The 17,350-nt window shown below is 70.1% G+C and carries 13 protein-coding genes; 6 read left to right on the forward strand and 7 right to left on the reverse strand.

Going from position 1 to position 17,350, the window contains the following annotated elements; all coding sequences use genetic code 11:
- Nucleotides 1-90: 90 nt before the first annotated feature.
- Complete coding sequence (locus AC07UH_RS07405) at nucleotides 91-951, forward strand: EamA family transporter (RefSeq protein WP_495189838.1); 861 nt, start codon at nucleotides 91-93, stop codon at nucleotides 949-951.
- 24 nt (nucleotides 952-975) lie between these two features.
- Here AC07UH_RS07405 and AC07UH_RS07410 read toward each other — a convergent pair whose 3' ends face one another.
- Both AC07UH_RS07410 and AC07UH_RS07415 read right to left on the reverse strand, forming a co-directional pair.
- Nucleotides 976-3,261 carry a hypothetical protein gene (locus AC07UH_RS07410; protein WP_495180296.1) on the reverse strand — a complete coding sequence of 762 codons (2,286 nt, stop codon included), beginning with the start codon at nucleotides 3,259-3,261 and terminating at the stop codon, nucleotides 976-978.
- Nucleotides 3,252-3,953 carry a hypothetical protein gene (locus AC07UH_RS07415; RefSeq protein WP_495189837.1) on the reverse strand — a complete coding sequence of 234 codons (702 nt, stop codon included), beginning with the start codon at nucleotides 3,951-3,953 and terminating at the stop codon, nucleotides 3,252-3,254. Before AC07UH_RS07415 ends, AC07UH_RS07410 begins: the two co-directional genes overlap by 10 nt.
- A gap of 211 nt (nucleotides 3,954-4,164) precedes the next feature.
- Between AC07UH_RS07415 and AC07UH_RS07420 the strand changes: the two genes are divergently transcribed.
- The 5 genes from AC07UH_RS07420 (at nucleotide 4,165) to AC07UH_RS07440 (ending at nucleotide 10,434) form a co-directional block, all read left to right on the forward strand.
- Nucleotides 4,165-5,538: a sugar porter family MFS transporter gene (locus AC07UH_RS07420; RefSeq protein ID WP_495180294.1), complete on the forward strand. Its 1,374-nt coding sequence runs from the start codon at nucleotides 4,165-4,167 to the stop codon at nucleotides 5,536-5,538.
- Nucleotides 5,535-6,164, forward strand: a complete 630-nt coding sequence (locus tag AC07UH_RS07425; protein WP_495180293.1) for a nucleoside/nucleotide kinase family protein — start codon at nucleotides 5,535-5,537, stop codon at nucleotides 6,162-6,164. The genes AC07UH_RS07420 and AC07UH_RS07425 overlap by 4 nt, the downstream gene beginning before the upstream one ends.
- A gap of 124 nt (nucleotides 6,165-6,288) precedes the next feature.
- Nucleotides 6,289-7,587, forward strand: a complete 1,299-nt coding sequence (locus tag AC07UH_RS07430) for an O-acetylhomoserine aminocarboxypropyltransferase/cysteine synthase family protein (RefSeq protein ID WP_495180292.1) — start codon at nucleotides 6,289-6,291, stop codon at nucleotides 7,585-7,587.
- Nucleotides 7,588-7,688: 101 nt separating this feature from the next.
- Nucleotides 7,689-8,576 (forward strand): glutathione-dependent disulfide-bond oxidoreductase, encoded by an 888-nt coding sequence (gene yghU / locus AC07UH_RS07435; protein ID WP_495180291.1) that lies wholly within the window; start codon nucleotides 7,689-7,691, stop codon nucleotides 8,574-8,576.
- 13 nt (nucleotides 8,577-8,589) lie between these two features.
- Nucleotides 8,590-10,434, forward strand: a complete 1,845-nt coding sequence (locus tag AC07UH_RS07440) for a glycoside hydrolase family 35 protein (RefSeq protein ID WP_495180290.1) — start codon at nucleotides 8,590-8,592, stop codon at nucleotides 10,432-10,434.
- An 85-nt stretch (nucleotides 10,435-10,519) separates the two neighbouring features.
- Here the strand turns inward: AC07UH_RS07440 and AC07UH_RS07445 are convergent, their stop codons facing one another.
- From AC07UH_RS07445 to AC07UH_RS07465, 5 genes are all read right to left on the reverse strand, one after another.
- A complete protein-coding gene (locus AC07UH_RS07445; protein WP_495180289.1) occupies nucleotides 10,520-11,032 on the reverse strand; it encodes an Hsp20/alpha crystallin family protein in 513 nt (170 codons plus the stop codon).
- Entirely contained in the window at nucleotides 11,019-11,561 is a 543-nt protein-coding gene (locus AC07UH_RS07450) for an Hsp20 family protein (protein ID WP_495180288.1), read from the reverse strand. Before AC07UH_RS07450 ends, AC07UH_RS07445 begins: the two co-directional genes overlap by 14 nt.
- A 173-nt stretch (nucleotides 11,562-11,734) precedes the next feature.
- Nucleotides 11,735-13,150, reverse strand: a complete 1,416-nt coding sequence (locus AC07UH_RS07455; RefSeq protein ID WP_495180287.1) for an efflux transporter outer membrane subunit — start codon at nucleotides 13,148-13,150, stop codon at nucleotides 11,735-11,737.
- Complete coding sequence (locus AC07UH_RS07460) at nucleotides 13,143-16,193, reverse strand: efflux RND transporter permease subunit (RefSeq protein WP_495180286.1); 3,051 nt, start codon at nucleotides 16,191-16,193, stop codon at nucleotides 13,143-13,145. The genes AC07UH_RS07455 and AC07UH_RS07460 overlap by 8 nt, the downstream gene beginning before the upstream one ends.
- Nucleotides 16,194-16,196: 3 nt before the next feature.
- Nucleotides 16,197-17,285: an efflux RND transporter periplasmic adaptor subunit gene (locus AC07UH_RS07465; protein ID WP_495180285.1), complete on the reverse strand. Its 1,089-nt coding sequence runs from the start codon at nucleotides 17,283-17,285 to the stop codon at nucleotides 16,197-16,199.
- Nucleotides 17,286-17,350: the final 65 nt, after the last annotated feature.

A 17,350-nucleotide genomic window follows, 5' to 3' on the forward strand; every position in this document is an offset into this window, starting at 1 on the left:
TGTCATGCGGTGGGCCGGCACGATGATCGATCCTCATGAATGCAGCGCAGCGTCGACCCGTCGATGCTCGGTCGACGTTTGGACAACCACATGATCGCCATCGCCATGCTCATGGGCCTGCTCGCCGCGCTGAGCTGGGGGGCGGCTGACTATCTTGCGGGCAGTACAGCCAAACTGGTCGGGATACGCAGGACTGCACTGTTCACGCAGTCGATGGGATGGCTGGCGGTCACGCTGGTGCTGATCGCAATGCCGTCGCTGCGGGGAAAGGCATGCGCGGCATCCGCTTCGGGATGGTCGTACGGCGTTCTTGCCGTGGCGTTCAATCTCGCTGGCTCGATGTCGCTGCTCCGCGCCTTTTCGATCGGTCGCGCCTCGTTAGTCGCACCGTTAATCACGACTTATGCCGCCGTGACGGCATGTCTCGGTCTGGCGATCAGCGGCGATCGATTGAGCGGTTTTCGTCTGGCCGGACTCGTGATCTGCCTGATCGGCGCGCCGCTGGCGGCGGTCGCCCCAAGCCGCCAAGACGGGCGTCGAGCCGACGGCGTCGGTTACGCTGTGCTGACCGCTCTGTGCTTCGGCGTCGGCTTTTGGATACAGGGCAAGTTCTCCGTTCCCGCGATCGGCGCGACGCCCATGCTGTGGCTGTTTTTCGGGATCAGCATTCTCGTGCTCGCGCCGACGCTTGCGTTGCGCCGGGATCGGATCTTGCCGCACCGGAATGCGCTGCCGCTGCTCGTGCTGCAAAGCCTGTGCAATCTCATGGGCTATGGAACCTTCGCAGTGGGGTTGGCGACGGGTGCCGTCACGATCGTCACCGTGCTGAGCACCTTCGCCGCAGCCGTTACCGCGATATTCGGCCTCGTCATGCGGAGGGAGAGGTTGTCCCGCCCGCAAACCGCCGGCGTGTCCGCCATTCTAATCGGCGCGGCCCTCCTCGCCGTCTGATCTCGCGCGGCCGGCGGGTCGGGTTCAATCGTAGTAGAACGGCGACCGCGCCGTCCATCCGGAGCGCGGATACCGCCGGTGCAGTAGCAGGAACGCGCGGCGACCGAGATGGTCGTGATTGCCACCCCAGCGCGCGACACGGATCAGGCGATACAGGGCTTCGGCTGCCCGGGGGTCACCCGGATGGCGGACGACGTAAGTGAGCGCATTATTCCATAGCGATATACCTGCCGTCCGGACCGTTACCGGACGCCCGCTGTCGTCGAAGTGGCGCATCGAGACGATGAAGGCGCGGCGCTCCGCCAGGGCGCGGGGCAGCGTCGCCCGCACGAAGGGCGGATAATGCAGCGGCAGGATGCCGGAGCCACACTTTTCGAGACAGGCGAGATCCGCGCGGTTGGCCTCGCGATCCGACGCGTAGGCGCTGCCCCAATAGCCGTTGGGTAGATATGCGCTGGCGGGCGGGAACGGGCGGGACGGCCCGCGCTGGCCGGGGAGTGGCAGCAGCAGATCCACCCAATAGCCGCCGAACTGGCGTACCGTGCCGGTCGGACGGGCGTAATCCGCCAGATCGACGCGCAGGCTCGGTATCTTCATCATTACGAACGCCTCGGCAAACAGCTTGTCCGCGCCCGGCGGCGTCGCCGCGATCCGGCGCCAGTCTGCGGCGACCTGTGGGAGCAGAGTCACCAACCGGGCGGCGAGACGATCCACCGCCGCATCGTCGCGCAGCTGCACCGCCCGCACGAAGCTGGTGAGGGCGATGTCGAGCCGGATCTCGCGCGGCATCGCGGTCATGTCGGCGATCGCCATCCGCTCGCGCAGCGGCAGTCGGTCGATCACCGCGCGTGCGTCCGGCCCGAGGCCGGCGAACCCACCCGACGGGCGTCGGCCGATCAGGCCGTCGCCCGCCGTCCGGACGTCGGCGGTGCAGGTCGAGAGACCCGTCCGGCAATAAGGCGCACGCAGCGCATGGGCGGCGAAATCCGCAAGCGACGCGGCCGTCTGGGTGCGCACCGCCTCGAAGACGTTGCGATCCGACCGGATGAGGTCGTCGCGCGCCAGCACCGCGTCCGCCTCCGCCCGGATCTGTGCGGCGTCCGCCCGTGGCGTCAGCAGGCGGAGCCGATGATAACGCGCGGTCAGCCATGCCGGATCGGTAGGCGGCACCCGTCCCGCCGCCTCGGCCAGCGCGGCCGCGCCTGCGTCCGCCGGGTCGGCGAGCAGCAATGCGGCGACGAGCCAGGCGGTGCGGTGGCCGGCGTTCCAGCGTTCCTGCGCGTGCGTCGAAGCGGCGACACGATCCTTCGCCTGGATCGTCCGGATCCAGTCCGCCGCCTCCGGCTTGGCCGGATGACGGTCGGCGAGCGTGAGATAGTCGCGAACGGCGACCGCGACCTCGGGCAAGGGTGCGGGCGCGTTCAGGTCGCGGTCCAGCCGTGCGAGAAGCCGATCGGGATGCTCGTGGAAGGCGAGGATCTGGCGCATCCGCATCAGCTCGCCCCGTCCGAAGGTGCCGGCAGGCGCGGCGGCGAGCCGGTCGAGCGCCGCATGCGCCGCGGCGAAGCGCGCAGGTGCCGGGGCATCGAACGCGGCACGCAGCAGCGCCCGCGCCGACAGGTACAGGCCGGACGGTCGCCAGGGCGATGCCGCATCCCCGGCGATCGCGGCGAAGCGGCGGGCCGCCTCGTCGGCCTGACCGTTGTAGAGCGCCAATGCCGCCTCCTGATAGGCGCGATCGGCACGCAGCCACGACGGCGCAGCGGCCGGCAGCGGCGGCAGCGCGGCGACCGGCTTGGAACAGGCGGCGAAGACGGCGTCCTGCGCGTCGAGCCATGCCCGCACGGCAGGCGCCGCCTTGCCGTAGCGCCGCGCCCGGTCGGCGAGGGTCGCGGCGGCGGTGGTGAAGGCATCGTCGAAGCAGGTGGGGATCGCGACGAAGTTCGGACCGTTGCGCTCCGCCGCGATCCAATAGACCTCCGTCGCGCCCGGTATCGTGCGGCGGACGTCCAGCCAGTCGCGCTGCCTTGTCGCGGGCGTGCCGCAGCACGGCGCGACGAGGGCACCTGCGGCGCTCTGTCCCACCTGAAGTCCGGTCAGCCGCCGCCAGTCGAGGAACAACAGCGCATCCGTCGTCGCACCCTTCACGATCGGCAGCCGCCCGCCCGCCAGCGCGGCGCGTTCGGTCGCATCCTGCGGGTCGGCGAAGACGAATACGGGCCGGGGCGTCGGATCGCCCGAGCCGAGCGCCCGCGTCGCGAGCGCCGCCGCGAGGACGACACCGATCGGAACGCGCCACCTCACCGCCATCGCCGTACCTCCCGCTCCGCCGCGGCGAAGTCGCGCGGCGTCCAGCTTCGCGGATCGAACAGATACACCCGCCGTCCCGCCGGCGCCCGCGGCACCGGCGTGCCGACCGCCACCCCGAGCGCGCCGCGGCAGCGATCATGCCGCAGATCGCCGCCCTCCGCCAGCATCGCCCGCACGGTCTCACCCCGCCGTCCCATGCGGAAGAGCATGGGAACGACTTCGTCGACCGGCGCCCGACCCAGCCAGTCCTCGCCGCACCACGACGCCAGCGCGGTCATCGACAATACGGTAGCGCGGGGCAGCGCGCGGCGGACGTCGCCGAGGACGTCCAGCAATATCGCGCGCTCGGACGCACGCACCTCGAAATCGACCTGCACGCGCCGGGCGGACAGGCGGGTGGCGTAATGCAGGATCGCCGCGGCCGTCGTCGCGCGCATCGCCGCATTCCAGACGAGGGGGCGGTCGCGGCGGATCTCGACATGGACGACGCTGGTCGTCGGCGGCTCGGCGACGAGCAGCGGATGGCGCCGCCCGCGCGCCTCGACCGCCGCGCCATCGAGCACGATCGAGCCACTCTCGACCGCGACCTCCGCGCGGCCTTTGGCGAAGCGCAAATCCTCGGGCCGCTCCCACGCCCACAGGACGAGCGTGGCAGGCGGCGGCGACGGCCGGCACGCCGTCAGGGCGAGCAACAGGGATAGCCAATTGCGGCTGCGCATCGGGCGATTAGGCCGACGCCCCGCCATGTCGTCAAGCGGCGGTCCGGACGGACCGGCATGGGGCCGCAGCCCGCGGGGCGTCATCGACTCTCACGTCAGGAAACCGCCGCCCCACTGGCACGAACGGCGATTGCGGATTACGGCCGGGTGTCAGCCGTCGATCGGCCGGAACGAAGGATTGCGGATGCGTGCTCATGTCCTGTTGATCGCCGGCATCGCCGCGCTGGGCGGCCTGCTGTTCGGCTACGATACCGGCATCATCTCGGCGGCGTTGCTGTTCATCGGCGACAGCTTCCCAATCTCGGTCGTCGGCAAGCAGATCGTCACCGCCGCGATCGTCGCCGGCGCGCTCGTCGGATGCATGGGCGCCGGGCCGCTGTCGGACCGGATCGGCCGGCGGCCCACCGTCATGGTCGCCGCCTTCGTCTTCATGATCGCCTCCGTGGCGTCGACCATCGCCGGCTCGGTGGCGTCGTTGACCGCCGCGCGTCTCGTCCTCGGTCTCGCGGTCGGCGCGGCGAGCCAGATCATCCCGGTCTATATCGCCGAACTGGCGCCGGCGGCGCGGCGCGGCGCGATGGTGGTGATGTTCCAGCTCGCGGTCGTCGGCGGCATCCTGGTATCGACGATCGTCGGCTGGCTGCTCGGCGGCAGCCACGTCGCCGACGGTTTGCTGGGCGAGGGCGGCGACTGGCGGCTGATGTTCCTGCTCGGCGTCCTGCCGGCGGCGATTCTGCTGATCGGCATGATCGTGCTCCCGGAAAGCCCGCGCTATCTCGCGCTCAAGGGTGACGTTGCGAAGGCGCGCGCCATCCTCGCACGGCTGCGGCCGAGCGCGGCGGAGGTCGAGACCGAACTCGCGGCGATCGGCGAGACGGTGCACGTCGAGGGGCGCTGGCGGACGTTGCTGTCCGGCCGCATGCGCCCGGCACTGATCGCCGGCGCCGGGGTCGCGATGTTCTCGCAGATCACCGGCACCAACGCGGTAATCTATTACGCGCCCACGATCGCGACCAACGCCGGGCTCGGCCAGAATGCGGCGCTGCTGACCGCGCTCGTCGTCGGCGTGACGATCGTGCTGACGACGATCTTCGGCACCTGGGCGGTGGATCATTGGGGGCGGCGTAGATTGATGCTGCGGTTCCTGCCGGGGGCGGTGATCGGGCTGGCGATGATCGCGATCGCCTTCGCACACGGCGCGCCGACCGGCGCGATGCGCTGGGTCGCCGCGGCGGGGCTGCTCGGCTACGAGGTGTTCAACGTCGGCAGCATCTCGGCGGCGATCTGGCTGGTCGGCGCGGAGGTGTTCCCGCTGTCGGTGCGCGGCAAGGGGATGAGCCTCGTCGCTCTGTCGCACTGGAGCTTCGACCTGCTGGTGACGCTGACCACGCTCAGCCTCGTCGAGGGGCTGGGCACTGCTGCGACCTTCTGGCTGTTCGCGGGGATGAACCTGCTCGCCTGGGGGTTCGTCTGGCGCTTCGTTCCCGAGACGAAGGGCCGATCGCTCGAGGAGATCGAGGCGAGCCTGCAGAACGGCACCTTCGCGTCGGCGCGATGACGGAGGCGCTACCCGCACCGCTCGGCGACGCGATCCACGCCTTGCTCGCCCGCCGCGACCGCGCGCTGCTGGGCGTCGTCGGTCCGCCCGGCGCGGGCAAGTCGACGCTCGCCGACCGGATTGCGCGGCAGTTCGCCGACCGGTCGGTCGTCGTGCCGATGGACGGTTTCCATCTCGCCAATGCGGAGCTCGACCGGCTCGGCCGCGGCGATCGCAAGGGCGCGCCCGACACGTTCAACGTCGCCGGGTTCGTCGCATTGCTCGATCGCCTGCGGCATCCGGTCGCCGGCGAAACCGTCTACGCCCCCCGGTTCGAGCGCACGATCGAAGAGGCGATCGCCGGCGCGATCCCGGTGCCGGCAGGCACACCGCTGGTCGTGGTGGAGGGCAATTACCTGCTCCTCGACGGGCCGTGGTCGCCGGTGCGCGGTCTGCTGGATCGCTGCTGCTACGTCCGCACCCCGTCGGCACAACGCCGCGAGTGGCTGCTCGCGAGGCACATGGCATTCGGACGCAGCCGCGCCGAGGCGCTCGACTGGATCGATCGTACCGACGAGCCCAATGCCGTCCTCATCGAGCGGAGCGCGATGCGCGCCGATTTCGCCGTCGACGTGACGCCCGGCTGATCCCGCGACGCGGCCCAAGGCGATGGCGCCGGCTGGGCGGCGGCAAGCAAAAGTATCTCCCCTTCGGACGGCGCGTGGCTAGCATCGCGGTCGACACAGCACCCGCTCGAAGAGGACGATGGCCATGGTCGATCATACGCTGCACCCCGAAACGCTCGCGCTGCATGCCGGCTGGCGCGCCGATCCGGCGACGGGCGCGGTGGCGCCGCCGGTTTACCAGACCACCTCCTATCAGTTCCGCGACACGGATCACGCCGCCGACCTGTTCGCGCTGCGCGAACTCGGCAATATCTATACCCGGCTGGGCAATCCGACGACCGACGTGCTCGAGCGGCGGATCGCCGCGATCGAGGGTGGCGCGGCGGCGCTGGCGGTGGCGTCGGGACAGGCGGCGTCCGCTTATGCGGTGCAGAATCTCGCGTGTGCCGGCGACAATATCGTCAGCGGCACCGATCTGTACGGCGGCACGTGGAATCTGTTCGCCAACACGCTCAAGGACCAGGGGATCGAGGTGCGCTTCGTCGATCCCGCCGATCCCGACGCCTTCGCGCGCGCGAGCGACGGGCGGACGCGCGCCTGGTATGTCGAGACCTTGCCCAATCCCAAGCTGATCGTCGGGCCGATCGCCGAGATCGCAGCGCTGGGCCGGCCGCTCGGCATCCCCTTGATCGTCGATAATACCGCGGCGCCGCTGCTCGCCCGGCCATTCGATCACGGCGCGGCGATCGTCGTCTATTCGACCACCAAATATATCGGCGGCCACGGCACGTCGATCGGCGGCATCATCGTCGACGGCGGCAATTTCGACTGGGAGGCGTTTCCCGAGCGCCAGCCGCTGCTCAACACGCCCGACGCCAGCTACCATGGCGCGGTGTGGAGCCAGGCGGCGAAACCGCTGGGTCCGATCGCCTATATCCTGCGCGCACGTACCGTGCTGCTCCGCGATCTCGGCGCCGCATTGTCGCCGTTCAACGCCTTTCAGATCCTGCAGGGGCTCGAGACGCTGCCGCTGCGCATGCCGCGTCATTGCGCCAATGCCGCGGCGGTCGTCGCCTTCCTCCAGTCGCGGCCCGAGGTGATCCGCGTCATCCATCCCTCGGTGCAGACCGACGTGCAGGCAGAACGGGCCGCGCGATATCTGACCGGCGGGCAGGGTGGCCTCGTCGGCTTCGAACTGGCCGGCGGCGAGGCGGCGGGGCGCGCCTTTATCAACGCGCTGGAGCTCTTCTATCATGTCGCCAACATCGGCGACGCGCGCAGCCTCGCGATCCATCCGGCGTCGACGACCCATTCGCAGCTGTCGTCCGGGGAACGGCAAGCGACGGGCGTCTCCGACGGCTACGTCCGCCTGTCGGTCGGTCTGGAGCATGAGGAGGACATCCTCGCCGACCTGCGCCAGGCGCTCGACCGCGCCGCGGTCTAGTCAGCCGGCCGATCGACAAAACCCTCGCCGAACAGCCTGCTAGGCCGGCGAGCTTGGCGGCCGGCAGACCCGGCGATAGACCAACGACGAAAGGACCGACCATGGCCGATCAGGATAGCGCGAACAATCTGCCCGCCGGCTACGTACCGCCCGAGGTGTGGACGTGGAATCAGGCGAACGGCGGCCAGTTCGCCAGCATCAACCGCCCCGTCTCGGGCGCGACGCACGATGCGCCGCTGCCGGTCGGCCGCCATCCGCTCCAGCTCTACTCGCTCGGCACGCCCAACGAGCAGAAGGTGACGATCCTGCTCGAGGAGCTGCTCGCGGCGGGCCATGCCGGCGCCGAATATGACGCCTGGCTGATCGAGATCGGCAAGGGCGACCAGTTCGGCAGCGGCTTCGTCGCGCTCAATCCCAATTCCAAGATCCCGGCGCTCGCCGATCACGGCACGACGCCGCCGACGCGGGTGTTCGAAAGCGGCTCGATCCTGCTCTATCTCGCCGAGAAATTCGGCGCCTTCCTGCCGACCGGTCCGGCGGCGCGGGTCCAGGCGATCAACTGGCTGATGTGGCAGATGGGCTCGGCACCGTTCGTCGGCGGCGGCTTCGGCCATTTCTTCGCTTATGCGCCGATCAAGATCGAATATGCGATCGACCGCTATGCGATGGAGGCCAAGCGCCAGCTCCACGTGCTCGACACGCATCTGGCGGAGCACAGCTATCTGGGGGGCGACGAATATTCGGTCGCCGATATCGCGGTCTGGCCCTGGTATGGCGGGCTGCTGACCGGCACCTATGGCGCGAGCACGTTCCTGAGCGCCGGCGACTATCCCAATCTGCAGCGCTGGACCGACCGGATCGCCGCGCGCGAGCCGGTGCGGCGCGGGCGCATCGTCAACCGCATCATCGGCGAGCCGGGCAGCATCCTGCGCGAACGGCACGAGGCGGCGGATATCGACGCGGCGCTGGCGGCCACGACCAATCTATAAGGGGGAGAGACGAATGACCTTGGCGAAGCGATCGATATGGGGGGCTGCGCTCGCCATCGTGGCGGCGACGACGGGCGCGCATGCGGAGGCCCCGGCGCGCAGCTTCGCGGTCAGCGGCGCCGGCTTCGTCAAGGACGGCAAGCCGTATCAGGTCATCTCGGGCGAGATCCACTACGTCCGCATCCCGCGCGCCTATTGGCGCGACCGCCTGCGCAAGGCGAAGGCGATGGGGCTCAACACGATTACCACCTACGCCTTCTGGAACGTCCACGAGCCGCGGCCCGGCGTCTATGATTTCAGCGGCCAGAACGACCTCGCCGCCTTCATCCGCGACGCGCAGGCGGAGGGGCTGAACGTCATCCTGCGCCCCGGCCCCTATGTCTGTGCCGAATGGGAATTGGGAGGCTATCCGGCGTGGCTGCTCAAGGATCGAAAGCTCGTCCTGCGCTCGACCGACCCCGAATATACCGCCGCGGTCGAGCGCTGGATCGTCCGGCTCGGGCAGGAGGTGAAGCCGCTGCTGCTCGCCAACGGCGGGCCGATCGTCGCGGTGCAGCTCGAGAACGAATATGGCGCGTTCGGCGACGACAAGGCGTATCTGCAGGGACTGGAGGCGACCTATCGCCGTGCCGGCCTCGCCGACGGCATCCTGTTCACCTCGAACCAGGCGTCGGACCTCGCCAAGGGCTCGCTGCCGCATCTGCCCTCGGTGGTCAATTTTGGCTCGGGCGGCGCGGCCAATGCGGTCGCCAAGCTCGAGGCGTATCGGCCCGCGGGACTGCGCATGGTCGGCGAATATTGGGCGGGCTGGTTCGACAAATGGGGCGAGGACCATCACGAGACCAACGGCCGCAAGGAGGCCGAAGAGATGCGCTTCATGCTGCAGCGCGGCTATTCGATCTCGCTGTATATGGTCCACGGCGGCACGACGTTCGGCTGGATGAACGGCGCCGATTCGCACACCGGCACCGATTATCATCCCGATACGACCAGCTACGATTACGACGCGCCGATCGACGAGGCGGGCAATCCGCGCTACAAATATGCGCTGATCGCCAATGCCATCGCCGCGGTCACCGGCAAGCCTGCCGCGCCGACCCCGGCGCCGACGGTCGCGGTCACCTTCCCGGTCTCGCCGATCCGGCGCAGCGCGTCGCTCTGGGACCATCTCCCCGAGCCGGTCCGCGCCAAATTGCCGATGACCTTCGAGGAGCTCGACCAGAATTACGGCTATGTCCTGTATCGCGTCACGCTGCCGGCGGGCGCGGGCAAGACGCTGACGCTCAAGGGCATGCACAGTTATGCGCAGGTCTATGTCGATCGCAAACTGGTCGGCACGCTCGATCGCCGCCTGGGGCAGGAGACGGTGACGCTGCCCGCCCGCGCCGGTGCCGCGACGCTCGACGTGCTGGTCGAGAACACCGGCCGCGTGAACTATTCCCACGCGATCCGCACCGAGCAGACCGGGCTGACCGGCGCGGTGACGCTCGACGGCGCGGTGCTGGAGGACTGGCGGATGTACCGCCTGCCGATGGACGATCTGTCGGGGCTGCGCTTCACCGTCGCGCCCTGCACCGGCCCCTGTTTCTACGAGGCGGAGATGACCGTCGACCGGCCGGTCGACACCTATCTCGACATGCGCGGTCTGCATAAGGGGCAGCTCTGGCTTGGCACGCACAATCTCGGCCGCTTCTGGTCGATCGGTCCGGTGCACACGCTCTATGCGCCCGCGCCGTGGATGCAGGTCGGCACCAACCGCATCGTCGCCTTCGACCTCACCGGCGACGCCACCGATCGCCTGACGACCGTCAAGGCTCCGGTCTACGGCAAGATCACGACGACGCGCGAGGCGCAATAACGCGCCGCAGCACGCGACGCTCACGGCTGCGGCCGGGGCGTCGCGTGGGGCTGGCTCAATCGGTTGGCGTGTTCGAACGCGCCGATCAGGCCGCATCGCTGTGGATCGGGATGCGGCGGACCGTGTCGGCGGCGGCCGCCGATTTCGGCAGCGTGACGGTCAGCACGCCGTTGCGGAAGCTTGCGCTCGCCTTGTCCGTTTCGACGGTGCGCGGCAACGCGATCCGCCGTTCGTATCGGCCATAGCTGCGTTCGGAATAGCCGCGGTCCTTGTCCTCGACCTCCGACTTCTTTTCGCCGCGCAGCGTCAGCACGCCGGCCTCGGCGACGATCTCGACGTCCTTCTCGTCGAGCCCGGGCAGCTCGGCAATGACGCGGATCTCCGCATCGGTCTTGCCGAGTTCGAGCCTGGGCGTCAGCAACGCGCGCGCCGTACCGGCGAAGGCGGGCACGCCGAAGCCGCGAAGGACATCGTCGAACGGGCGGTTCACCTCGCGGTGCAGCGACAGCAACGGATCGCGCCGGTCCTGCTCGACCACGAACGGCGCCGGGACGCGATCGTCGGTGCGGCTCCAGGGGATCAGATCACGAATGGCCATGGGTCCTGTCTCCTTTCTGGTCAGTGGCATGATGCAGGTCGATCGACGGATCAGGCGGCGCGGAGCGCGTCGCTGCCGCCCTCGCCGAGGCGCGCGGGGTGGCGGACGAACCACCCTCGATCGCGATCCGGCGCGGCTTTAACGCGTCGGGAACGACACGCTTCAGCGCGATGCTGAGCAGGCCGTTGTCGCAACGCGCCTCGCCCACCTCGATGAAGTCGGCGAGCTGGAAGCGCCGCTCGAACGGCCGCGCGGCGATGCCATGGTGCAGATAGCGCGCCTCGCCGCTCTCCTCGTCGCGCTTGCCGGTGACGATCAGCTGGTTCTGCTGCCCGATCACCTCGATCTGGTCGGGACGGAAGCCGGCGACCGCCAGCGTGATGCGATAAAGGTCCTCGCCCTCGCGCACGATGTCGAACGGCGGATAGCCGTCGGCGGCGTCGCTGCGGCCCGTTTCGAGCAGATCGAACAGGCGGTCGAACCCCACCGTCGAGCGGCGGAATGGCGTGAAATCGAAATTGGTCCTCATCTCCAAATCCTCCTGTGAAGCGATCTGGACATGAGCGGCACCGGCGCGTGAACCGGCGCCCTCGATGTCCGGTCCGGACCCGGTTCGGCGTCCGGCGCGCGAAAACTGGGAATGGTCATCGCAAGATCAAGAGGCTGCCGACAGATTTTTAAACGTGGCGCGGACGCGCGAACCTAGCCGCCGACCGCGCGGTGAAGCTGGATACGCGCGAGAGTGGCGGCGACCCGCTGTCGTATGGCCGCGCGTTCCGCCGGCAGGGCCGCCTGCCGTGCCTCGATCACCGGCCCCGCCGCCAGATCGCCGCGCGCATGACGCGCCTCGACCATCGCCACCGTCCGCCGCCGCGATGCGAGGTCGCGGTCGGACAGATCGAGGCGCGCCGTCGCCGCGCGGCTGGCCGACAAGGCGTCATCCACTTCGCGCCACGCGGTAACGACGGTCTGGCGATAGGCGAGTGCAGCGCTGCGCGCTTCGGAGCGGCGCAGGTCGAGCTGTTGCTGCAATCGTCCGCCGGAGAAGATCGGCAGCGACAGGCCCGACCCGATGCTGGTGCTGCGCGCGTCCCAGCCGAAATCGGCGAGATGGAGTACGTCGATGTCGAAGAGGCCGGTCAGGCTGATCTTCGGATAGAAATCCGCCTGCGCGACGCCGATCTGCGCGGCGGCCGCGTGGAGCCGTGCTTCAGCCTCGACGATATCGGGGCGCAGGCGCGCGACCGCCGAGGGCAGGCGCACCGCCACCGGCGGCAACGGTCGTGGCGGCGGCTGCGTCGCCGGGTCGACCGGCACGCTATCCGGGGTCGCGCCGATCAGGATCGCCAGCGCGCGCATCGCCATCGCCGCCTGTTGGTCGAGATCGACGATCTCGCCGCGCAGGGTTCGCAAGGCCTCCTCGCGCGCGGCGAGGTCGATCGGCGTGGCGAGACCGCGCGCCAGCAGCGTGCGGGCGATCCCGACGTTGCGCTCGGCGAGGCCGGCGCCGTCCTGCGCGATGCGGCGCTCGTCCCACAGGCCGCGCAACTGGAAACAGGTACGCGCCACCTCCGCCTCGACCGACAGGCGCACGCCGCGCGCGGCGGCGTCGCTGGCCTCGACCACGGCCTGTGCCGCCTCGGCCCGCCGGCGGTGGCCGCCCCACAGGTCGAGTTCCCAGCTCGCGCCGACGCCGACGCTGTAGAGATCGAAGTCGACGCCTTTGGGTGGGGTCGTCGCCGGCGTGATCCCGAGCAGCGTCTGCGTGACCGAAGCGATCCCTGCCGTGCCGAGACGCTCGCGGCTATAGCCCGCTTGCCCCTCGACCTGCGGTGCGCCGGCGGCGCGCGCTTGGCCGCGTTCGATCCGCGCGGCGGTGATCCGTTCGATCGCCGCTGCGATATCGAGATTGGCGGTGCCGGCGCGCACCTCCAGCGCGTCGAGCACCGGATCGTCGAAGCTGCGCCACCAGGGCACATCGCCGGGGGTCGGCGACGCGGCGGTATCCGCCGCCTGCCAGACCGGCGGCAGAATCGGTGCGGGCGGCGTGAAATCCGGCCCGACGGTGCAGCCCGCCAGCGCGACGGCGAGCATCAGCGGCCATTTGCGATCACCCATGTCGATTGTCCTGTTCTGTGAGGGGCGACGGGCGATCGAACGCCAGCGCATAGAGCGCCGGCAGCGCCACCAGGGTCAGCGCGGTCGCGCCGATCAGCCCGCCGATCATGACGATCGCCATCGGTCCCCAGAAGATGTTGAAGCACAGCGGAATGAACGCGAGCACCGCCGCCAGCGCGGTCAGCACCACCGGCCGGGCGCGACCGATCGTCGCCGCGACGATCGCCGCGTGGAGCGCCATGCCCCCGGCCTGGTTGTGCGTCACCTGATCGACTAGAATGATCGAATTGCGCATAATCATGCCCGCAAGCGCGATCAGCCCAAGCAGCGCGACGAAGCCGAACGGCGCGCCGGTCAGGATCAGCGCCGCCACCGCGCCGATCACGCCGAGCGGCGCGGTGGCGAGCACCAGCAGCGTGCGACCGATGCTCTGCAACTGGATCATCAGCAGCAGGAGCATCAGCGCGACGGTGATCGGCAGCAGCCGGTAGATCGCGTCATTGGCCTTGGCGGACAGTTCGCCGTCGCCGCCCGCCTCGATCCGGTAGCCGGCGGGCAGCGATCGCGCGATGGCGGCGATGCGGTCCTCGGCGGCCGCGGCGATGTCCGACGCCTGGACGTCGCCCGTCATATCCGCCTGCACCGTCATGCAGAGCATATTGTCGCGTTTCCAGATGATCGGCTGTTCGGTGGTCACGCCGATCCGCGCGATCTCGCCGAGCGGGACCGGACCGCCGGGGGTGCTCACCGCCAGATCGGCGAGCCGCCCCGGATCGTTACGCTCCGCCGCGCTGCCGCGCACGACGATGCCGATCCGCTTGGTTCCGCGCAGCACCTCGCCCGCCGGCCGACCCGACATCATCGTCGCGACCTCGCCAGCCAGCCGTGCCCGGTCGAGCCCGAGCCGCGCCACCCGCGCGCCATCGAGATCGAGCCGCATTGCGACCGACGGCGTTCCCCAGTCCACCTGTACCGCGGTCGTATTCGGCGTCGCGCGCAGCACCGTCGCGATGCGCGCCGACAGGCGTCGCAACGTCTCGGGATCGGGGCCGGTCACGCGATATTGTACCGGGAAGCCCGCACTTGGTCCGAGCGACAGGCGACGGATATGCAGCCTGGCTTCGGGCGCGGCGCGGTTCGCGGCAAGCCGCGCGATGACGCGTTCGCGTGCACGCAGATCGGTCGCGACCAGGACCATCGTCGCGGTCGCCGGATCGGGCAGGGCGGGGCCGTAGGGCAGATAGAAGCGCGGAGCGCCCCCGCCGACATAGCTGTCGACCTGCGCGACGTCGCGATCCGCGACGATGCCCGCCTCGATCCGTTTCACCGCCGCCGCGGTGGCGGTCAGCGAGGAACCGGGCCGCAGGCTGACGTCGACGATGATCTCGGGCCGGTCGGATATGGGGAAGAACTGCTGGCGGACCAGCAGCGCGCCGGTGAGGCTCGCTGCGAGCAGCAAGGCGGTGGCGGCGACCACCACCCTGCGGTGGGTCATGCACCCCTCGACCACGCTGCGGAGCCGGCGATAGAGCGGCGTGTCGTATCGCGCGGCGGCGTCGTGCCGCGCCTGCGCCTCGGGGAGCAGGCGCACGCCGAGATAGGGGGTGAACACGACGGCGACGACCCAGCTGACCAGCAACGCCGACCCGGTTACCCAGAAGATGCCGCCGGCATATTCGCTGGTCGTCGATTGCGCGAAGCCGACCGGCAGGAAGCCGACGATCGTCAGCAGCGTTCCCGTCAGCATCGGGAAGGCGGTGTGCGTCCACGCATAAGCGGCGGCATCGGATCGCGTCGCACCCTGTTCGAGCTGGACGACCATCGCCTCGACGCTGATGATCGCATCATCGACGAGCAGGCCGAGCGACAGGATCAGCGCGCCGAGCGAGATCCGCTCGAGCCCGATCCCGCTCACCCCCATGAACAGCGCGACGATCGCCAGCGTCAGCGGCACCGACAGCGCGACCACCACGCCGGTACGCCACCCCAGCGTGACGAACGCGACCAGCAGCACCACCGACAGCGCGCAGAAGAACTTGATGAGGAACGCATCCACCGCCTCGCGGATGTTGCGGCTCTGGTCCTGGACCTGCGTCATCCGGACCCCGGCGGGCAGCGTCCGGCCGAAATCCGCGGCGGCCTGCGTCAGCTGCCGGCCGAAGCCGAGCCCGTCCGCGCCGGGCGCCATCGCGATCGCCAGTACCACCGCGGGTCGCGCGCCATGGCGGACCAGCCCGTCGGGCGGATCGGCAGAGCCGTTGCTCACCACGCCGAGATCGCCGATGGAGATCGAGCCGGTTGCGGCAGGGACTGCGGTGGCCGCGACCGTATCGACTCCGTCGATCGCACCGCCGATCCGGACCGGCACGCGCATCGAACGCTCGGCGGTACCCGACGGCGCGACGCTGCTGCGATTCGCTAGCGCCTGCACGACGGCATCCGGCGACAGGCCCATTGTGGCGAGCCGGCGGCCGTCGAGATCGACGAACACGCGGCGCGGGATCTCGCCGATGATCCGCGCCTTGCCCGCACCGGGGACGCGTAGCATCGCCTCGCGCGCGCGTTCGGCAAGCGTCACCAGCCGGGCATTGTCCGCGCCGGTCAGTGTGAAGACGTAGCCGTAGACATCGGCATAATCGTCATCGGCGGCGACCGACGCCCCCGCGGGCAGATCGGGCTCGATATCCTTCAGCCGATTGCGCACCTGTTGCCAGATCGCCGGTACGCGGCTGCTGGGTGCGCCGTCCTTCAGCGAGACGCGGATGACGCAATGGCCGTCGACGCAATAGGTCTGGAGAAAATCGAGCTGCTCGGTGGCGCGCAGCCGGCGCTCGATCGGATCGCCGACCTGCGCCTGCATCTGCGCGGGCGTCGCGCCGGGCCAGGCGGCGGCGACGATCATCTCCTTCAGCGTGAAGCCCGGATCCTCGTCGCGGCCGAGCGCGAAGAACTGGGCGGCACCCGCCGCGAACAGCAGCGCGATCAGGAAGCCGACGAGCGCCGGGTGACGGATCGCCCAGCGCGACAGGTTGAACCGGTCCATCGCTCAATTGCCGCCCGGGACGACGCCGGTCATGACGACGCGCTGCCCCTCGGACAGCGTATCGCCGCCGCTCGCGACGATCCGCTCGCCGTCGCGCAGTCCGGCCACGATCGCGTCGTCGCCGCGCAGATCGACGAGCCGCACCGCCCGGCGATGGACGCGGTCGCCGGCCATCGCCAGCGACCAGACGTGCGGCCGGCCGCCGCGCGCGCCGAGCGCGGTCAGCGGCACGCGGACGGTCGCATCGGCATCGGGCGTTCGCAGCGTGACGGTGGCCGAACTGTTGAACGGGATCGGCGGGAGGTCGCGGAGCAACGCGAACCGCGCGGTGCGGAGGCGCAGCGCGCCGTCCGCCGCCGGTCCGACCAGCCGCAGCCGTACCTCGGCGATCGTATCGGGCGCCGACCAGAAGCTCGCCTCCGCCAGCGTGCCGACGGCCGGATGCGCCCGCTCGGGCAGGCGCACCTCGATTTCGGGAGCGCCCGCCGCGAGCCGGACGACGGGGCTGCCGGCCTCGACGACGATGCCGGGCTCCACCGTGCGTTCGGTCACCACCCCGTCCTCGGGCGCGACCAGCAAAGCGTCGGCGAGCGTCGCGCGGCTATGTGCGAATGCCGCCGCGGCCGCCGCGCGCTTCGCCGTGGCGGCGCTGGCGGCCAGCGCGCGGTCGCGCACCTCGGCGGTCGACAGCGCACCGATCCCGTCCAGCCCCGCCGCACGTCGTGTCGCCTCGTGGGCCCGCACCGCCTCGGCGCTCGCCGCCGCCAGTTCGGCGCGCGCCTGTCCGCTATCAGCGATCGCCGCGTTGCGCGACAGACGGGCGAGCACCTGCCCGGCGCGGACATGGTCGCCGACCTGGACCGTCAATGCGAGCACCCGCCCCCCCGTCTTGAAGCCGAGCGCGAGATCGCGGCGTGGACGCACGATGCCGTCGAACGAGGCGGTGCGCCCGCCGGCATGATGGATCGTAACGGTATCGACCAGCGTGGTATCGCGCCGCGGCGATGTGATCGGCTCGGGGGAACAGCCGGCGCAGGCGAGGGTCAGACCGGTGGCGATCAGCCCGACCGGGAAAGGGAGAATATTCGGCATCGACGCGTCCTGTTGGTGAACGCGGTCGCCCTGCCGGTCCGGAGCGGTGCGGGCCTGCAATTCCT

The sequence above is a fragment of the Sphingomonas sp. GW821-FHT04B01 genome (genome assembly GCF_059420425.1).